The sequence below is a fragment of the Pseudomonas sp. LW8 genome (assembly GCF_041956865.1).
Taxonomy (GTDB): Bacteria; Pseudomonadota; Gammaproteobacteria; order Pseudomonadales; family Pseudomonadaceae; genus Aquipseudomonas; species Aquipseudomonas siliginis.
Genome location: NZ_CP168138.1, coordinates 121267 through 139826, shown reverse-complemented (window position 1 = coordinate 139826; position 18560 = coordinate 121267). Strand labels below are relative to the sequence as shown.

At 58.7% G+C, this 18560-nt stretch carries 16 protein-coding genes; 14 read left to right on the top strand and 2 right to left on the bottom strand.

Going from position 1 to position 18560, the window contains the following annotated elements; genetic code table 11:
• Positions 1–149: 149 nt before the first annotated feature.
• Positions 150–1076: a serine O-acetyltransferase EpsC gene (gene epsC, locus AB9L16_RS00825; RefSeq protein ID WP_024011175.1), complete on the bottom strand. Its 927-nt coding sequence runs from the start codon at positions 1074–1076 to the stop codon at positions 150–152.
• Between the two features lie 190 nt (positions 1077–1266).
• Between epsC and AB9L16_RS00820 the strand changes: the two genes are divergently transcribed.
• The 12 genes from AB9L16_RS00820 to AB9L16_RS00765 all read left to right on the top strand — a co-directional run bounded on the left by AB9L16_RS00820 (position 1267) and on the right by AB9L16_RS00765 (position 14050).
• The gene (locus tag AB9L16_RS00820; protein WP_252879233.1) at positions 1267–2259 is read left to right on the top strand and encodes a D-cysteine desulfhydrase; all 993 of its coding nucleotides are present in this window, start codon (positions 1267–1269) and stop codon (positions 2257–2259) included.
• Between the two features lie 305 nt (positions 2260–2564).
• On the top strand, positions 2565–3560 hold the full coding sequence (locus AB9L16_RS00815) for an IS110 family transposase (protein WP_150638880.1): 996 nt from the start codon (positions 2565–2567) through the stop codon (positions 3558–3560).
• 263 nt (positions 3561–3823) lie between these two features.
• Complete coding sequence (gene tcyJ, locus AB9L16_RS00810) at positions 3824–4624, top strand: cystine ABC transporter substrate-binding protein (protein ID WP_016772199.1); 801 nt, start codon at positions 3824–3826, stop codon at positions 4622–4624.
• Entirely contained in the window at positions 4624–5289 is a 666-nt protein-coding gene (gene tcyL, locus AB9L16_RS00805; protein ID WP_016772200.1) for a cystine ABC transporter permease, read from the top strand. Before tcyJ ends, tcyL begins: the two co-directional genes overlap by 1 nt.
• A gap of 4 nt (positions 5290–5293) precedes the next feature.
• Complete coding sequence (tcyN, locus tag AB9L16_RS00800) at positions 5294–6043, top strand: L-cystine ABC transporter ATP-binding protein TcyN (RefSeq protein WP_076565047.1); 750 nt, start codon at positions 5294–5296, stop codon at positions 6041–6043.
• A gap of 462 nt (positions 6044–6505) precedes the next feature.
• Positions 6506–7270 carry a hypothetical protein gene (locus AB9L16_RS00795; protein ID WP_236168232.1) on the top strand — a complete coding sequence of 255 codons (765 nt, stop codon included), beginning with the start codon at positions 6506–6508 and terminating at the stop codon, positions 7268–7270.
• Positions 7271–7535: 265 nt separating this feature from the next.
• On the top strand, positions 7536–8777 hold the full coding sequence (locus AB9L16_RS00790; protein WP_150637903.1) for an SfnB family sulfur acquisition oxidoreductase: 1242 nt from the start codon (positions 7536–7538) through the stop codon (positions 8775–8777).
• A 27-nt stretch (positions 8778–8804) separates the two neighbouring features.
• Positions 8805–9998 carry an SfnB family sulfur acquisition oxidoreductase gene (locus AB9L16_RS00785; RefSeq protein WP_375122977.1) on the top strand — a complete coding sequence of 398 codons (1194 nt, stop codon included), beginning with the start codon at positions 8805–8807 and terminating at the stop codon, positions 9996–9998.
• Positions 9998–11356: an LLM class flavin-dependent oxidoreductase gene (locus tag AB9L16_RS00780; RefSeq protein WP_375122976.1), complete on the top strand. Its 1359-nt coding sequence runs from the start codon at positions 9998–10000 to the stop codon at positions 11354–11356. The genes AB9L16_RS00785 and AB9L16_RS00780 overlap by 1 nt, the downstream gene beginning before the upstream one ends.
• 126 nt (positions 11357–11482) lie before the next feature.
• Positions 11483–12292, top strand: coding sequence for a MetQ/NlpA family ABC transporter substrate-binding protein (locus AB9L16_RS00775; protein ID WP_375122975.1), 810 nt, complete (start codon positions 11483–11485; stop codon positions 12290–12292).
• 2 nt (positions 12293–12294) lie between these two features.
• Positions 12295–13416, top strand: coding sequence for a methionine ABC transporter ATP-binding protein (locus tag AB9L16_RS00770; RefSeq protein WP_252879230.1), 1122 nt, complete (start codon positions 12295–12297; stop codon positions 13414–13416).
• Positions 13406–14050 (top strand): methionine ABC transporter permease, encoded by a 645-nt coding sequence (locus tag AB9L16_RS00765; protein ID WP_016772208.1) that lies wholly within the window; start codon positions 13406–13408, stop codon positions 14048–14050. Before AB9L16_RS00770 ends, AB9L16_RS00765 begins: the two co-directional genes overlap by 11 nt.
• 77 nt (positions 14051–14127) lie before the next feature.
• Here the strand turns inward: AB9L16_RS00765 and AB9L16_RS00760 are convergent, their stop codons facing one another.
• Positions 14128–16935, bottom strand: a complete 2808-nt coding sequence (locus AB9L16_RS00760) for an RHS repeat domain-containing protein (protein ID WP_375122974.1) — start codon at positions 16933–16935, stop codon at positions 14128–14130.
• Between the two features lie 457 nt (positions 16936–17392).
• On the opposite strand from AB9L16_RS00760, the gene AB9L16_RS00755 reads away from it, so the two are divergent.
• Both AB9L16_RS00755 and AB9L16_RS00750 read left to right on the top strand, forming a co-directional pair.
• Positions 17393–17749, top strand: a complete 357-nt coding sequence (locus tag AB9L16_RS00755) for a DUF6124 family protein (protein WP_041477463.1) — start codon at positions 17393–17395, stop codon at positions 17747–17749.
• 105 nt (positions 17750–17854) lie between these two features.
• Positions 17855–18484 carry a bifunctional 2-polyprenyl-6-hydroxyphenol methylase/3-demethylubiquinol 3-O-methyltransferase UbiG gene (locus tag AB9L16_RS00750; RefSeq protein ID WP_056787053.1) on the top strand — a complete coding sequence of 210 codons (630 nt, stop codon included), beginning with the start codon at positions 17855–17857 and terminating at the stop codon, positions 18482–18484.
• The last annotated feature ends 76 nt before the right edge of the window (positions 18485–18560 follow it).

The window sequence follows — 18560 nt, the reverse complement described above, 5'->3', positions numbered from 1 at the left end:
GGGGATGTTCAGAATGTGCGCCAACCTGTGGAAACCGTGCCGAATCCATAATCGACCCGGTATTTCAGGTCGATGTATGACGCAAAACACCTCGGTCGGCCCCCTCTCCCTCCGGGAGAGGGCTGGTGAGGGGAAAAGGATTCCACGGCCTACTTCTGCGTCCCGTCATCATGCTGCAGATTTGCCTGCGTCAGATTCGCCCCCGCCGGCACACTGCGCGTCAGCCAGACGTTGCCGCCAATGGTCGAGCCCTTGCCGATGGTGATCCGTCCGAGAATCGTCGCCCCGGCATAAATCACAACGTCATCCTCAACGATCGGGTGGCGCGGGTGGCCCTTCTGCAACTGGCCGTCCTCATCCGCCGGAAAGCGCTTGGCACCCAAAGTCACCGCCTGATAAATGCGCACCCGTTCGCCAATGATCGCGGTTTCGCCAATCACTACGCCTGTGCCGTGATCGATAAAGAAACTGCGGCCGATCTGCGCGCCCGGGTGGATATCGATGCCCGTCGCCGAGTGCGCGATTTCCGCGCTGATCCGCGCCAGCAGTGGCAGTCCGGCACGGTATAAATGGTGCGCCAGGCGATGGTGAATCACCGCAAGAATGCCCGGATAGCACAGCAGCACTTCATCAACGCTGCGCGCCGCCGGGTCGCCGTGGTAGGCCGCCAGCACGTCGGTGTCGAGCAGCGTGCGCAAACCCGGCAATGCGAGGGCAAAATCCTGCACGATCTGAATGGCGCGGGTCTCGACTTCACTGTCGTCCTGCGCGCTGTGGCGGGCAACGTAACGCAGCTCCAGGCGCGTCTGCGCCAGCAATGCATTGAGCGCTACATCAAGCGTGTGGCCGACGTAGAAGTCTTCACTTTCTTCACGCAGATCGACCGGCCCCAGACGCATCGGGAACAGCGCGCCACACAGCGCCTCGAGGATTTCCGCCATCGCCGCTCGCGATGGCAATTCGCGGCCGCCCTGCTCCCCTGAAGCCCGGCCATTCTGTGCGCGCCACTGATCCCGCGCGCTGCGCAGCTGGCTGACGATGGTCTGCAATTGCCAATGGCTGGAACGCTCGCTCACGGTAAAGACTCCTCACGGGCGGCCGGACTGTCTGGCCGCGTCAACGGCGCCTACTTTACGGCATGCCTTTGCCGACGAATTAAGAACCGATAGTGCTGGCCTCAGTCCATTTGGCTATAAGCGATTGGCGGTTGCCCGGGCAAAATCGCGTGCCTATAGTCCTTTCATTCTTCTGCGCCAGTACGGACTCATGATCAAACAACAGCTGCAACGCTTCCCCCGTCTCGAACTGCTGAGCCACCCCACGCCGCTGGAAAAACTCGAACGCCTGTCCACTTGGCTTGGTCGCGAGGTGTACATCAAGCGCGATGACCTGACGCCGCTGGCGATGGGCGGCAACAAGCTGCGCAAACTCGAATACCTGGCCGCCGACGCGCTCGCGCAAGGTGCTGACACGCTGATCACGGCCGGTGCGTTGCAATCGAACCACGTGCGCCAGACCGCCGCGCTGGCCGCGAAACTCGGCCTCGGTTGTGTGGCGCTGCTGGAAAACCCGCTCGGCACTGATGACGGAAATTACACCGGCAACGGCAACCGCTTACTGCTGGATCTTTTCGACACCAAAGTCGAGCTGGTCGACAACCTCGACAATGCCGACGAACAACTGGCCGCCCTCGCCGTGCGCCTGCGCAGCAACGGCAAGAAGCCGTATCTGGTGCCGATCGGCGGCTCCAACGCCCTTGGTGCTCTGGGTTATGTGCGCGCCGGGCTGGAGCTGGCTGAGCAGATCAAAGACAGCGGCCTCGATTTCGCCGCAGTGCTGCTGGCTTCGGGCAGCGCCGGTACTCACAGCGGCCTCGGACTGGCGCTGAGTGAGGCGCTGCCGCAACTGCCGGTGATTGGCGTGACCGTTTCGCGCAGTGAAGAAGATCAGCGCCCGAAGGTGCAGGGGTTGGCCGAACGCACGGCAGAGCTGCTGGGCGTCGAGTTGCCGGCCAGCTTCAAGGTCGAGCTGTGGGACGAATATTTCGGCCCACGTTATGGCGAACCGAATGCCGGGACTTTGGCGGCGGTGAAACTGTTAGCGGCTCAGGAAGGTCTGTTGCTTGACCCGGTGTACACCGGCAAGGCCATGGCCGGCCTGTTAGACGGGATTGGCCGGCAGCGATTCGATGACGGCCCGGTCATCTTCCTGCACACCGGGGGCGCGCCAGCGTTGTTTGCCTACAAGGATTTTCTGTAAGAGCAGATCAAGAAATCGCAGCCTTCGGCAGCTCCTTGTATGTTCCCCACACACCAGCATGAATGAGATCTAAGCTCGCTGGTGCGACATACGAAGATGTGTTTCTGGGGGAGACCGATCGCTCCTTAAGGCAGGACTTGCTCCTGACCTTGTATGTAGAGAGGTCCCCCCGCCTCATTGCCCACCACGAAGAGTATCGAGAAGCCGACGAGTCGGACTTCGCATTACAAGGTTGCAGTGGCATGAAGTTCGAGGTCAGGGGAACCAGGAAGCATTTTTAACTCAGTTCTCTTGGAGTTGAAAGCATGAACATGCACGTCGGTTTGGATGTGGGATCTCGCACTACAGCGATGGGCTGGCGCAATGGCGGCCGTTTTGCAGGTCAGTGCAATATCGACCAGACACCGGCGGGGCGCAAAGCTGCTGTCGGCAAGTTACTTGAGCTCAAGCCTATATCTGTGGTGATGGAAGCCACCGGAATCTACTACCTGGACTTGGCCATGGAGCTCGCTGCGGCGGGTTTGCCAGTCTCGGTTATCAATCCGAAGAGTTTTCACAACTTTGCAAAGCTGATGCTGAAAAACAGCAAAACGGACGCAATCGATGCCCAGTTATTAGCTGAGTACGGCGAACGCATGAGCCCAAGGTTGTGGACGCCGCCCACTTCAATACAGCTTGAGCTACGCGCTATCGGTCGCCACATCAATCGTTTGACGGGTCATCGCACCCGCGCCAAAAACGAGCTGCATGCACTAAAAGCCACTCAAACAACTCTTCTGATGCTGATTGAAGACGAAGAAGAAGCCATCAACGCCTTTGACAAACGAATCGAGCGTTTCCGACTAGCGGGTCGTGCATTGATCGACAACTGCCCAACGTTGAGCGCCCAGTTCGCCCACATGATCGCCGCCCCTGGCATGGGTGAGATCTCAGTATTTGCGGCGCTGGCTGAACTGACGACCTTACCGGTAACGCTCAAGTCAGCGCAGGTCAGCCGCCATGCCGGACTCGATGTCCGACTCACGCAATCAGGCACCAGCATTGATAAACCCGGCCGGATAAGTAAGGGCGGCAATGCCTATTTGCGATCAGCGATGTACATGCCTGCGCTGACCGCCATACGTTGCGACCCGAACGTTAAAGCGTTTTACGAAGCCTTGGTGGCTCGAGGAAAGAGGAAGATGCAGGCTATCGTCGCAGTCATGCGCAAATACCTGACCGGACTATGGGCCTGCATGCGGGCAGGCGAAGACTTCAGTACAGCCAAGCTTTTTAGCGATAAACACACCCAAAAAGCTTGACCGTGAACAGAGTATCTACATGAGATCACCTGCAGCAGCTGCCGAAGGCTGCGATCTTCAAGCAGTCACGCATATTCCTGAAATGAATAACAATTTTAGTATTAAGTATTTTCAAGTCTAAAACAGACATCTTATAGTCTCGCCGCAGGCGAATTTCGGGCGAGACGCTTAAGCTGCTTTAAGGCAGGATAGCGCTGTCGTCCAGATCACCAATTTGCCTACATTCCTTAAGCGTCTTCCATAAGAAAACACAGGGGCTTGTCATGAATTTTTCCGCACTACGTCGCACTCTGCTGGTCGGTTCGCTGGGTCTTGCGCTCAGCGCCGGCCTGATCGGTCAGGCAGTGGCCGGTGAGCAGTTGCAACAGATCAAGGACAAGGGCGTTCTGAACGTCGGCCTGGAAGGCACTTACCCACCGTTCAGCTACGTCGACGAGAACGGCAAGCTGTCGGGTTTTGAAGTGGAGCTGTCCGAAGCGCTGGCGCAAAAGCTCGGCGTCAAGGCCAAGATTCAGCCGACCAAATGGGATGGCATCCTCGCCGCACTCGAATCCAAGCGTCTGGATCTGGTGGTCAACCAAGTGACCATCTCCGACGAGCGCAAGAAGAAGTACGACTTCTCCGAACCCTACACCGTCTCCGGCATCCAGGCCCTCGTGCTGAAAAGCAAAGAGTCGGCGCTGAACATCAAGACCGCCGCTGACCTGTCCGGCAAGAAAGTCGGTGTCGGCCTGGGCACCAACTACGAGCAGTGGGTTCGCGCCAACGTGCCGGGTGCTGACGTGCGCACATACGATGATGATCCGACCAAATTCGCCGACCTCAACAACGGTCGTACCGATGCCATCCTGATCGACCGTCTGGCTGCCCTCGAATACGCCAAGAAAGCCCCGAAAACCGTAGCTGCCGGTGAGGCCTTCTCGCGTCAGGAATCCGGTATCGCCCTGCGCAAAGGCGAGCCTGAACTGCTGGCTGCGGTGAACAAGGCGCTCGACGAACTGCGTGCTGACGGCACTCTTGAGAAACTGTCGAAGAAATACTTCAACGCAGACGTCACTAAATAATGGAAGAGGCTTTCCAACTCGCGCTGGATTCCGCGCCCTTTCTGTTGAAGGGCGCGTACTACACGGTAGTCCTCAGCCTCGGCGGGATGTTCTTCGGTCTGCTGCTGGGCTTCGGCCTCGCGCTGATGCGCCTGTCGCGCTTCAAATCGGTCAGCTGGCTGGCCCGCATCTACGTGTCGTTCTTTCGCGGCACGCCGTTGCTGGTGCAGCTGTTCGTGATCTATTACGGCTTGCCGCAACTGGGCATGGAGCTTGATCCGCTGCCAGCAGCGCTGATCGGTTTCTCGCTGAACATGGCCGCCTACGCCTGTGAAATCCTCCGTGCCGCGATCGGTTCGATCGAACGCGGTCAGTGGGAAGCCGCTGCGAGTATCGGCATGACCCGCGCGCAGACCCTGCGCCGGGCCATCCTGCCGCAAGCGATGCGCACGGCATTGCCGCCGCTGGGCAACAGCTTCATTTCGCTGGTCAAGGACACGGCGCTGGCCGCGACCATTCAGGTGCCGGAGCTGTTCCGTCAGGCGCAGCTGATTACCGCCCGGACTTTTGAAGTCTTCACCATGTATCTTGCCGCCGCGCTGATCTACTGGATTCTGGCCACGGTGCTTTCGCACTTGCAGAACAAGTTGGAAGAGCGGGTCAATCGGCACGACCAGGAGTCCTGACGCGATGATTGTCGTGGAAAAACTGACCAAGCAATTCAAGGGACAGGTCGTGCTCAACGGCATCGACCTTGAGGTAAAGGAAGGCGAAGTCGTCGCGATCATCGGTCCCAGTGGTTCGGGGAAAACGACGTTCCTGCGCTGCCTGAATTTCCTCGAAGAACCCACCAGCGGCCGGATCAAGGTCGGCGATATCGAAATCGATACCAGCCGTCCGCTGAACCAGCAGCAAAGTCTGGTGCGCAACCTGCGCCAGCACGTCGGCTTCGTGTTCCAGAACTTCAACCTGTTCCCCCATCGCACCGCTTTGGAAAACGTCATCGAAGGCCCGATCGTGGTCAAGAAGATGCCGCGCGACCAGGCAGTTGCTCTGGGTAAAAAGCTGCTGACCAAAGTGGGGCTTGCCGGCAAGGAGGACGCGTATCCGCGCCGGCTTTCCGGTGGCCAGCAACAGCGCGTGGCAATCGCCCGGGCGCTGGCGATGGAGCCGGAAGTCATTCTGTTCGACGAACCGACCTCCGCCCTCGACCCGGAACTGGTCGGCGAAGTGCTGGCGACCATCCGCGGTCTTGCCGAAGAAAATCGCACCATGGTGATTGTCACCCATGAAATGGGTTTTGCCCGTGACGTGGCCAATCGCGTGGTGTTTTTCGACAAGGGCGTAATTGTTGAACAAGGTGAAGCCAAGGCACTGTTTGCCAACCCGAAAGAAGAACGCACCAAACAGTTTCTCAGCAAGTTTCTGAATCACGCCTGAGAACTTTCTCTGCCACAGCCCTCAACTTCCACGGACGGAAGTTATCCCTCCCCCGGCATTTCATTCTTCTAAATATTTATTACTTGTGCGCGCAGATATACATTGCGCAACGATGACGCACGTTCTCGACTCGTCATATTTCCACACGTTTGCCGGTGAACGAACCCGCACAAAACGCCGCGAAACCGCTGTTTATCTGTAGCTGATTTCGCGCTTACGCCTAGGCTTAGTGCCTCGATGACGTAGGAGCTTTCTGATTAACTTGTAATTTACGCATTAACTAATCCCCTCTATTGACACCCCTCTCCGCAGACTTTTATCTAGTCGGCAACCGGCGCCCATTAGTTCAAACAACCCGCACTAATACCGAGCAAATACTTGTCGCTTTTATTGCCAGTTGATTCGCGCCTTTTTTGTTTTCCAGAAACGGATTTCGCTGCAAGACTTCAAGGAGAGAAACCGATGACCCGCACTTCGCACACACCCGAACTTGCAGCGCCAACGCTGGCATGCGCACAAAAAACCGGCATCAACCTGGCAACGGCAGCTCACCTGCTCATCGACGTGCCGCCCTACTGCGGCATGGACGATGGCGATCTGATCGAACTGTTCTGGAACAAATGTTATGTCGCTTCGAAAGTCCTCAGCGCGGCCGATGTGGGCGAGTCGGTCAGCCTGCGGGTGCCGGAGAGTTTCATTGCCAATGGCACCGCGCGCATTCACTACCGCGTGATGCAGGTCGGCCAGGGCCCCGCGCTTTCGGCAACGACGCGGATACAGGTCAAACTCGATTGCCCGGGTGGCCAGCCCGCTGCGCACTGCGAAGATGAAAACCAGCAACTGGCACCGGTGATCATCCCCGAAGCGATTCGCCGCCAGGGCGTCAACCCCAGCCAGATCAAACGCGGCGTGCCGCTGACTATCGAGCCTTATCTGAACATGGCCGAAGACGACGCCATCACATTGCGCTGGGGCGATGTGCGCATGGATCTGGCGGCGCTCACTGCGGCCGACGTCGGGCTGCCGATTCAGGTCTGGGTGCCACCGGCGGTCATTGTCGAAGCGGGCGAAGACCTGCGACTGGACGTGACGTACTGCATCCTCGACCGGGTCGGTAACAACTCGCGCTGGGCACCGCCGCGCACGTTGAAAATCGGTTGCGTGAATCCGTACGTGAAAGTCCCGCTGAAGCCCGAATTCAAGGCTGCTGAATCACGTACCAAGTGAGACCTGCTCAGGGGTGGGAGGTCAGTTATCTCTCACCTGAACCTCGTTAACCAACACGAACATTCCACCCTTATATGTATATTCCTAAAAGTTAGTTTATTTAATTTTTATACACGCTTAGGGTATATGCACCGGACCACCGGACATTCTTTCAATCGCCGCCCTTCGCGGCGTTTTTCATGAAATGTGAGGTAGGTATGGTCCGGAACACAATCACCCCAGTGCAGATCGCCAGGGCATTGCGTGCAGCCAGGGAGCGGCACTGATGTCCAGTCTGGCAGATGCGAATCTGCAGTCCGATCTGGACATCGCCCCACTGTTGTTGCCCGCGCAAGTACTGCGCAACGACGCTCAAGCCATCAAGGCCGCCCACGAGCTGGCGCAGGCCGCCCGCGTGCAGGCGGCCAAACGCGACCGTCAGCGCAAGCTGCCATGGTCGGAAATCGAACAGTTCACCCGCAGCGGTCTGGGCAGCATTGCCATCCCGCGCGAATACGGTGGCCCGCAGGTTTCCTTCGTCACATTGGCTGAAGTATTCGCGATCATTTCTGCCGCCGACCCGGCGCTCGGACAGATTCCGCAAAACCAGTTCGGCATCATCCATCTGGTGCTCGGCACCGCTACCCAAGCGCAGAAAAAGCAGCTGTTCCAGAGTGTTCTGGAAGGTTGGCGCATCGGCAATGCCGGCCCGGAACGCGGCACGAAAAATACCTTGGAACTGAAGGCGCGAATCAGTGCAGATGGCGACGACTACGTGATCAACGGCCAGAAGTTCTACTCCACCGGCGCCCTGTTCGCCCACTGGGTCGCGGTGAAAGCGCTCAACGATGACGGCAAGCAAGTGCTGGCCTTCGTCCGTCGCGGCACGCCAGGTTTGCGCATCGTCGATGACTGGTCGGGTTTCGGCCAGCGCACCACCGCCAGCGGCACGATCCTGCTGAACAACGTGCGCGTCGAGTCGAGCCTGGTCATCGACAACTGGAAGATCAACGACAAGCCGAACACCCAAGGGGCAGTGTCGCAGCTGATTCAAGCGGCCATCGACGCCGGCATCGCACGCGGTGCTATCGACGACGCCATCGACTTCGTCAAAAGCCGCGCGCGGCCATGGATCGACGCCAAGGTCGAGCGCGCCAGCGATGACCTCTACGTGATCGCCGATATCGGCAAACTGAAAATCGAACTGCACGCCGCCGAAGCGCTGCTGCGCAAGGCCGGACAAGTGCTTGATCAGGTTCACGCGGCGCCACTCACTGCTGAGTCCGCTGCTCGCGCTTCGATCGCCGTGGCTGAAGCAAAAGTACTGACCACCGAGATCTCGCTGCTGGCCAGCGAAAAGCTCTTCGAACTGGCCGGCAGCCGCGCGACCCTCGCCGAATTCAACCTCGACCGCCACTGGCGCAACGCCCGCGTGCACACCCTGCACGACCCGGTGCGCTGGAAATATCACGCAGTCGGCGCCTATCGCCTGAACGGCACTTTGCCGGCTCGCCATTCCTGGATCTGAGACGACCAGTCATCTGGAGAACCCCCTATGACGCTTTCCCATCACGTCGCGCTCATCACCAGCGATGAGCAAGCCCTGATCGTCGCCAGCGACCTGGCCGAAGATTTCAAACGCGACAGCGCCCTGCGCGACCGCGAACGCCGCCTGCCATTGGCAGAACTGGAAGTGTTTTCCCGCTCCGGCCTGTGGGGCATCAGCGTGCCGAAGGAATATGGCGGCGCAGGTGTTTCCAACGTCACCCTGGCCAAAGTCATCGCCCTGATTGCGCAGGCCGACGGTTCACTCGGGCAAATTCCGCAGAACCATTTCTACGCACTGGAAGTGCTGCGCGTGAATGGCAGCGATGAACAGAAACAACGTCTTTACGCCGAGGTCCTCGCCGGTCAACGCTTCGGCAATGCGCTGGCAGAACTGGGCACCAAAACCGCTCACGACCGCGTCACCAGCCTCGAACGCGACGGCGCTGGTTATCGCATCAACGGTCGCAAGTTCTACTCGACCGGGGCGATTTACGCGCAGCGCATTCCGACGTCGGTGGTCGATGAAAACGGCGTACAGCAACTGGCCTTCGTCCCGCGCGAGAGCAAGGGCCTGACGGTGATCGACGACTGGAGCGGCTTCGGCCAGCGCACCACTGGCAGCGGCTCGGTGGTGTTCGAAGATGTCTATGTAGCGGCCGAAGATGTGCTGCCGTTCCAGAGCGCTTTCGAGCGCCCGACCACGGTCGGCCCGCTGGCGCAGATTCTCCACGCCGCCATCGACACCGGCATCGCCCGCGCCGCTTTCGAAGATGCCTTGCATTTCGTGCGCAGCAAGACCCGTCCGTGGATCGATTCCGGCAACGACAAGGCCACCGAAGATCCACTCACATTGAAGAGCTTCGGCCACTTGAGCATTCGGTTGCACGCCACCGAAGCCTTGCTCGAACGTGCCGGCGAAATCCTCGATGCCGCGCAAGCCGAAACCAACGCCGAAACCGTAGCCGCCGCATCGATCGCGGTTGCCGAAGCGCGGGCGATCAGCACGGAAATTTCCCTCGCCGCTGGCAGCACCTTGTTCGAACTGGCTGGCAGCCAGGCGACCCTCAGCGAACACGGCCTCGACCGCCACTGGCGCAACGCGCGCGTACACACGCTGCATGACCCGGTGCGCTGGAAGTATCACGCGGTAGGCAATTATTACCTCAACGATGAAAAGCCGCCGCTGCGGGGGACCATCTAATGGCCGCCGCGAAAAAGAAGATCCTGCTCAATGCGTTCAACATGAACTGCGTCGGCCATATCAATCACGGCATGTGGACGCATCCGCGCGACACTTCGACCCGCTACAACACGATCGAATACTGGACCGAACTGGCGCAGTTGCTTGAGCGTGGATTGTTCGATGGTTTGTTCATCGCTGACATCGTCGGCGTCTACGACGTCTACCAGAACTCGGTGGACGTCACGCTGAAAGAGTCGATCCAGTTGCCGGTCAACGATCCGCTGCTACTGGTTTCAGCGATGACAGCCGTCACCAGAAACCTCGGCTTCGGCCTGACCGCCAATCTCACTTACGAGCCGCCATATCTGTTCGCCCGACGCATGTCGACGCTCGATCATTTGAGTCGCGGCCGGGTCGGCTGGAACATCGTCACCGGTTATCTGGACAGCGCCGCCAAAGCCATGGGCCTGCGCGAACAGGTCGAACATGACCGCCGCTACGACCAGGCCGAAGAGTATCTGCAGGTGTTGTACAAGCTCTGGGAAGGCAGTTGGGAGAACGGCGCGGTGCTCAACGACCGCGAGGAGCGTATCTACGCCAATCCGGAAAAAGTGCACAAGGTCGAGCACAAGGGCGAGTTCTATCAGGTCGAGGGTTATCACCTCTGCGAGCCGTCACCGCAGCGCACGCCGGTATTGTTCCAAGCCGGCAGCTCCGATCGCGGCTTGCTCTTCGCCGGGCGTCATGCCGAGTGCGTATTCATCAGCGGCCAGAACAAACCATCGACCAAAGTGCAGGTCGACAAGGTCCGTGCCAGCGCGGTCGAAGCCGGGCGCAATCCTCAAGACATCAAGGTGTTCATGGGCCTCAATGTGATCGTCGGCGCCACCGAAGAAGCGGCGTGGGCCAAGCATGCCGAGTATCAGAGCTACGCCAGCGCCGAGGCCGGCGTGGCGCATTTTTCCGCGTCCACCGGCATCGACTTTGCCCAGTACGACATCGACGAGCCGATCCAGTACGTGAAGAGCAACGCGATTCAGTCGGCGACGAAAAACCTGCAGAACAACGACTGGACCCGGCGCAAATTGCTCGACCAGCACGCCCTCGGTGGTCGTTACATCACCGTGGTCGGCTCGCCCGAGCAGGTGGCGGATGAACTCGAATCGTGGATCGCCGAGACCGGTCTGGACGGCTTCAACCTGACCCGCATCGTCACCCCGGAAAGCTATGTCGATTTCATCGAACTGGTGATTCCCGAGCTGCAGCGGCGCGGCTCGTACAAGACTGCGTATGAGGGCGGGACCTTACGCGAGAAGTTGTTTCACGGTGAGGCGCAGTTGCCTGAGCAACATGCCGGCTCTTCGTACCGACGCTAAAAGCATCGCTGGCAAGCCAGCTCCCACAAGGGTCTGCGGCGCACACAAAACCTGTGGGAGCTGGCTTGCCAGCGATGAGGCCACAACAGGCACCACAAATCTTATGCACTGACTGGAAAACTCATCATGACCAAGAAAACCCTGTCCCACCCAGTCAAAGCACTGGCTCTGGCCTTCGGCCTGTTCAGCTCGGCGGTATTCGCTGCGGATGCGCCGCTGAAAATCGGCACCACCGCCGCTTTTGCCATCCCGCTGGAAGCCGCCGTCGAGGAAGCTTCCAAACAAGGCCTGAAAGTCGAGCTGGTGGAATTCACCGACTGGATCGCGCCCAACGTCAGCCTCGCCGCTGGCGACATCGATGTGAATTACTTCCAGCACATTCCGTTCCTGGAAAACGCCAAAGCCGCGTCCGGCTTCGATCTGGTGCCATTCGCTCCTGGGATCATTAACAACGTCGGTCTGTATTCGAAGCGATACAAAAGCTTCGATGAGCTGCCCGAAGGCGCCAGCGTCGCCATCGCCAACGACCCGATCAACAGCGGACGCGGTTTGCAATTGCTCGCCAAGGCCGGGTTGATCACCCTGAAACCGGGCGTCGGCTACAAAGCCACCGAAGACGACATCGTCGCCAATCCGAAGAAGATCAGGATCCTTCAGGTCGAAGCCGTGCAACTGGTGCGCGCGTATGACGACGCCGATCTGGTCCAGGGTTATCCAGCCTATATCCGCTTGGCGAAGACCTTCGATGCCGGCTCGGCACTGCTGTTCGACGGTCTCGATCACAAGGAATACGTGATCCAGTTCGTCATCCAGCCGAAGAGCAAAACCGACCCGCGCCTGATCAAGTTCGTCGACATCTATCAGCATTCGCCGGCCGTTCGCGCGGCACTGGACAAGGCCCACGGCAAGCTCTATCAGGCCGGCTGGGAAAGCTGAACATGACCGCAGCGATCCAACGGCGACTGGAGCTTCCAGAGCCACACAATGCTGAAAAAACCGAGCTGCACCCCGAGTTGAATCGCGCCCACGTACGCTTTATTGGCGTGGGCAAAACCTACAACGGCCGGCAAGGACCGGTCGCGGCCTTGCAGGGCATCGACCTGGCGATTCAGCGTGGTGAAGTGTTCGGCATCATCGGCCGCAGCGGCGCCGGCAAGTCGTCGCTGATCCGCACGATCAATCGCCTGGAACAGCCGACTTCAGGACGCGTGCTGATCGATCAGGTCGATATCGGCGAGTTCGATGAAGACCGTCTCGTCGCTCTGCGCCGGCGTATCGGCATGATCTTCCAGCACTTCAATCTGATGTCGGCCAAGACCGTCTGGCAGAACGTCGAGTTGCCACTGAAAGTCGCCGGCGTGCCGAAGGAACAGCGCGACAACAAGGTGCGCGAACTGCTCGAACTGGTCGGCCTGCAAAGCAAGCACAAGGCCTACCCGGCACAACTCTCCGGCGGGCAGAAGCAGCGTGTCGGCATCGCCCGCGCGCTGGTGCATGACCCGGACATTCTGCTCTGCGATGAAGCGACATCGGCACTCGATCCGGAGACCACTCAGTCTATCCTCGGACTGTTGCGCGAGATCAACAAACGCCTCGGCCTGACCATTGTGCTGATCACTCACGAAATGGCAGTGATCCGCGACATCTGCGATCGCGTCGTCGTGCTTGAGCATGGCCATGCGGTCGAGCAAGGCCCGGTGTGGCAAGTGTTCGGCAATCCGCAGCACGAGGTCAGCCAGACCTTGCTCGCGCCGCTGCAACACGCCTTGCCGGAAGAATTGCAAAGCCGTTTGCAGGCGCAATCCACGGCTTCTGATGCAGCGGTGGTGTTGCGTTTGCAGTTCACCGGCAGTGCCGCTGATGAGCCGGATCTGGCCGCGTTGTTTGCGGCGTTGGGTGGCCAAGTGAAGCTGCTTCAGGGCGGCGTGGAAAGGATTCAGGGTCACGCACTGGGGCAGCTGTTGCTGGCCGTCAGCGGCTCGGCGTTCAGCGCCGGGCAATTGCGCGAACGCGCCGGGCAATGGGCGCAACGAGTGGAGGTATTGGGCTATGTGGTTTGATCGCTTGCTGCAGGGTTTTATCGACACTTTCCTGATGGTCGGCGTGTCGTCGCTGATCGCGCTGCTGGCGGGGATTCCCATGGCGGTGATTCTGGTCACCAGTGACAAGGGCGGGATCTATGAGGCGCCGCTGTTGAACCGTGCGCTGGGCGCCTTCGTCAATCTGTTCCGCTCGATCCCGTTCCTGATTCTGATGGTTGCGCTGATTCCGTTCACCCGCCTGATCGTCGGCACCACCTATGGCGTGTGGGCCGCTGTGGTGCCGCTGACAATCGCCGCAACGCCCTTCTTCGCACGGATCGCCGAAGTGAGTCTGCGCGAGGTCGATCATGGTCTGATCGAAGCCGCGCAGGCCATGGGTTGCCGGCGCTGGCATATCGTCTGGCATGTGCTGCTGCCCGAGGCGCTGCCGGGGATTGTCGGCGGTTTCACCATCACGCTGGTGACGATGATCAATTCGTCGGCCATGGCTGGGGCAATTGGTGCTGGTGGGCTGGGGGATATCGCTTACCGCTACGGTTATCAGCGCTTCGACAGCCAGATCATGTTGACGGTGATCGTCCTGCTAGTGGCGCTGGTGGCGGTGATTCAGTTAGGTGGGGATCGGTTGGCTCGGGGGTTGAACAAGCGGTGAAGCAGACTCTTTGCTTCCGATGGCTGGGACGCCAGCGCCCACCATCGGATGCGAACTGGTGGCGCTACTGTGAGTGTTCACCCGACATAACCTGGAGTAATCGAATTTTTTTTCAGAAAAGCCCGGGTATTTCCCTGATCAAGCGTGTTTTCCATGTTTTCTCTTGTCTGAAAAATCAGACTCGTCATGTCTTTCCACTTCACGCTGTTATGAGATTGCCACTCCACATACTCATCAGGCGAAGCCAGACCCGTTTCGACACCCGACATAATCCTTGTCAATACTTGCCACGTTTTGGATTGCATTTGGTGAAACACTGGATACAGATTTCCAAATGAAGCCAGATTATTGATTGAAGGCTTCAGATCAAAGCTGTCGACTCCGGTCAACGTCATATATTTACGTGACTCATCTTTCAGATGGAAGGCAGCAGCCCCATAGGCTGAAGCGCCACCCGCGCTGGCCAGACCGGAAGAGAGTTTCAAAGCCCCATAAACAGGCCTGAAATCCCCATTGAATTTCGGATGATCTAGCGAGCCATACTCTTTTATTATTCTGGAAGGGGAATGAGCATAGTCAAACATGCCCATTTCGAAACCATCCCGGATCTCCGTTGCAAAACCCGGTTTAACCCCTTGATGCCACATATTCATGAGGCCATCACCTTCTAGATCAGGGATGCTTTCCGGATTGATATTGAAAGTCAGTTTCGCCCTGGATATGACATCAACAGCGGCTTCCAGCAATTCATCCGCAGCCACATCGCTCTGGATGCGCGCCAGCTTTTTAATTTTGCCAATGGCAGAACTCTTATCCGTGTCCTTTCTAGCCATGATGCTGGGGAGCAAATGCAATTTGAAATGGGCCCTGCGCGCATGTTCCGCGTCACTTTCGCCGCTCAAAACGCTACTCAAACCTCTGATCGTCCCCTGTTCATCAACGAAAATCAGCGGACTATTTCCTAGCATTGCGTAAAGATTGATTCCATCGATATCTCGGCCAGGATCGGGACTTGTCCAGCGTTGTAACCACGGCGCGTAATAACGATATCCATAATAGTAAAGACCGGTCGCATCCCGCTCTTTGCCTGAGTAGCGAATCGTTTTGTTTTTCACCGCCAATGAATTCTTACCCGCCCAGCACGCCGTGCCACCAAACGGGTAATAGTGCTCCTGAGTCAAAATCCCCGCACCATCATCCAATTCCAGCGTGCTGGAACCAAGATGATCATTGAGGCTGTAACGCAGTTGGTCGCTTTCCACCCCGCTTGGCCAGTGCAGCAGTCGTACCTGATTGCGCCCGGTGTCGACACTGAAGACATGTCGCTCGACACCATCGACTTCGCGATGAATCTCAAGCCCCGGCAGATAACGAAGTTCTACCGTCAGCTTCTGACCGGACGCTTGGCTGACAGTCGTTTTACGCAACCGATGGCCCGGCTCGTCGTAGCCATAACACTCGTAGTCATCGCTTTCATTCGGACGTTTCAGCAACACAACCCGGCTCAACTCATTGCGTACGTTCCAGCACATGGCCTGACCACGTTGCAACTCCAACTGATTACCCGCCGCATCAAATCCCAGCGCTATCTCCGCTTCTCCGGGCAAGGAACCATCGTCGCGCTGCGTCAGGCTTCGGTTGCTGCGATGGGAGGTGTACATCGAAAAACCCGGCGCACCGCTATGCTGGCGAGTGATCAGGTTGCCCGCTGCGTCGTAGTCGAATTTCTGCGTGTAGTTGCGCCGTTGATTAGGATCCAGCGGCGTTGGCAGCAGCTCCGGCAAGGCCGGGCCATGACTGGGCTGGCTGACTTCCCAGCCGCTGGCCTCGACCAGTTGATAAAGGCTGTCGTAGCGATACCGACTGACCGGATCGATGCGCTGATTGTTGAGCCAGGACACGGCTTGGGTTTTATCTTCCAGGCTGATGACGTTGCCCACCGGATCGTAGACGTAATTCAGATCCTGCAACGGAGGATGCGTGCCGACACTGGCGAGCAGTCTCAGCAACCGACCGTCATCGCGACTGTATTCGGCGCGGGCGATGACGCCATTGCCGGCCGTTTCGCTTTCGATCTGACCCTGCGCGTTGTAGCGAATCGCGCTGACCAGGCACTTCGGCTGCCTGCCCTCGCCGGCCTGCAACAGCCTGGTCGCGCAAGCTTGCCCGGCGATGTTGTAATGCTGGGTCCGAAGGTTGCCTACCGCGTCGGTGTGATGCTGCAACTCGCCGGTTGGAGTGAAAGTCTGCCGGGTGACGTAGGTTGTTTCCTCGAGATAGTCATCCCGCCGGTCGGGTTCGAGCGGCCAGTCAGGCGTCTCGAGCTCGATCAAAAAGCGTCGCGACTCCACCACCACTGCGCCACCGAGGCCGTAGCCATCGAAATGCCGATTGCCGGCCGGGTCGTCGTGGCGGATTGGTCGACCGCACTGGTTGTGCTGTGCGTGATCATCGGTGGCTTTTGCATAGGTCCAGCGCTCGACCACGCGAGGCTGCCCGTCGTGCGCCTGCTCGGTGAGGGCTAGCGGTCGCAGCAGATCGTCGTATTGGCGGTGACTCTGACTGCCCCGCGCATCCCAGCCAGAACACATCGAGCCCGCTTCATTCAACAGCCGCACCTGCCAACCGGCGTCGACGCTGTCTGCGAGTAAGTCTTGACCGCTCAATGCGTAGAGTGTGGCCAGATTCGGCTTGGGCGCAACGCCGTACAAACGCGGATCCCACGACGCTACCTGACGCCCCGCCTCATCAAAGATCTGCCGGGTGATGCGCGATTCGATGTCGGCTTTATCCGGGTGTCGGCAATAGGCAACGCTGCGAACCACCAGTGCGCGCGGGTCAATGACCGACAAGGTCGGAGTGGTGGTGTCATGGCGGGTATTCACGGCTACGCGAGTCCCTGATGTCTATACGCTGAGACTGAACCAGTTTTCTCCATCCCGATACTGTAAGAACTACCAGTTGCATTCAGGTTTGCGCACCCATGCGGTCATTCAGACAGGCTGGCGCGAGGACTGAATAAGCGCTAAGGTCGATGGCGGCAGGTGGCCATCAATCAGGCCCTTGTGATCGCGATATCTTAGGCAACGCCCTTCGCAAAAATCAGATGCTTCCTACACCACTTTTGTAGTTTCGCCAGCCCGAACCACGGAGGTTTGCAGGACGATTCCTAGAATATTTTGCCCGCTTGTACCCGAAATATCCTGTAGCTAATCTCCGGTCGTCACTGTTTTGCGGTGACTGGATTCAGTTGTCCGGCCGGCGACTGATCCGCGTGCAGCCGCCGTCCTGCTCGTTTAGTCGCGAAATGGTTGGCTCCCACTTGAAGTCAGGAGTTTACCCATGGAAAAAAATCTTGCCGATCCGCCACTCAGCCTTACCTCAAGCAAGCGGTTCACCGAGGATTTGCTCAAGGATCGCTCTGCACTGTGCCGCGCCGTCGACTCACATCTGGCCGGCAATCAGGTCACGTTGGCGGGACAGAAACGCGTCTACAGCATCAGCGAAGATGTGACGCTGGAGGACGCCCAACTGTATGTTGCCGATCTACTGCGCTGCGCCTCGGTGACCGTCCATCAATGCGGTGACCAGCTCGGGGGCGCGGATCGGGCCATGGTGTTTTCGGTCTGGCATCTGCTGGAAATGGCCAAGGCGATGATGGACCGCTCGATCGATTGTCTGGGAGCGAAGCAGCACTGAAGCCTGGCACCCATTGCCGCCTGCACTGGCCCCAGCGCAGGCGGCGTTTTTTTGCCGGTGAAAAGGCTTATAGTCCGCCCTCACGCCGCCAATACAGCATCGATCATGAAGCAAACGCCCAGCGACCTCGAACAGATCACCGCCACCACCCTTGGTCACTACAACTCGGTGGCCGAGGATTTCCGTGAAGGCACTCGTGACCACGATGTAAGCCAGAACATCGAGGCCTTGCTGCGCCACATTCACGGTGAAGCACCTTTCACGATTCTCGATTTCGGCTGCGGGCCGGGGCGGGATTTGCAAACCTTCACGCGCATGGGCCACGTCGCGATCGGCCTTGATGGCTCACAGGAATTCGCGCGCATGGCCCGCGAGGACAGCGGTTGCGAAGTCTGGCAGCAGGACTTTCTCAAGCTTGATCTGCCGGCCGAGCGCTTCGACGGCATTTTCGCCAACGCCGTGCTGTTTCATGTGCCGCTGCAGGTGTTGCCGCAAGTGCTACGGCAACTGCACGGCACCTTGAAACCGGGTGGCGTGCTGTTCAGTTCCAATCCGCGTGGCGACAACCAAGAGGGCTGGAACGGGCCGCGCTACGGCTCGTATCACGATCTCGAGGCCTGGCGCGGGTTGCTGACGGCGGCGGGGTTTGTCGAGCTGGAGCATTATTACCGGCCTGCGGGCTTGCCGCGCGAACAGCAGCCGTGGCTGGCGAGCGTGTGGCGTCGAGTTGATTGAAGATCAAAAGATCGCAGCCTTCGGCAGCTCCTACGTTGGAATGCGTTTCCCTGTAGGCGCTGCCGAAGGCTGCGAT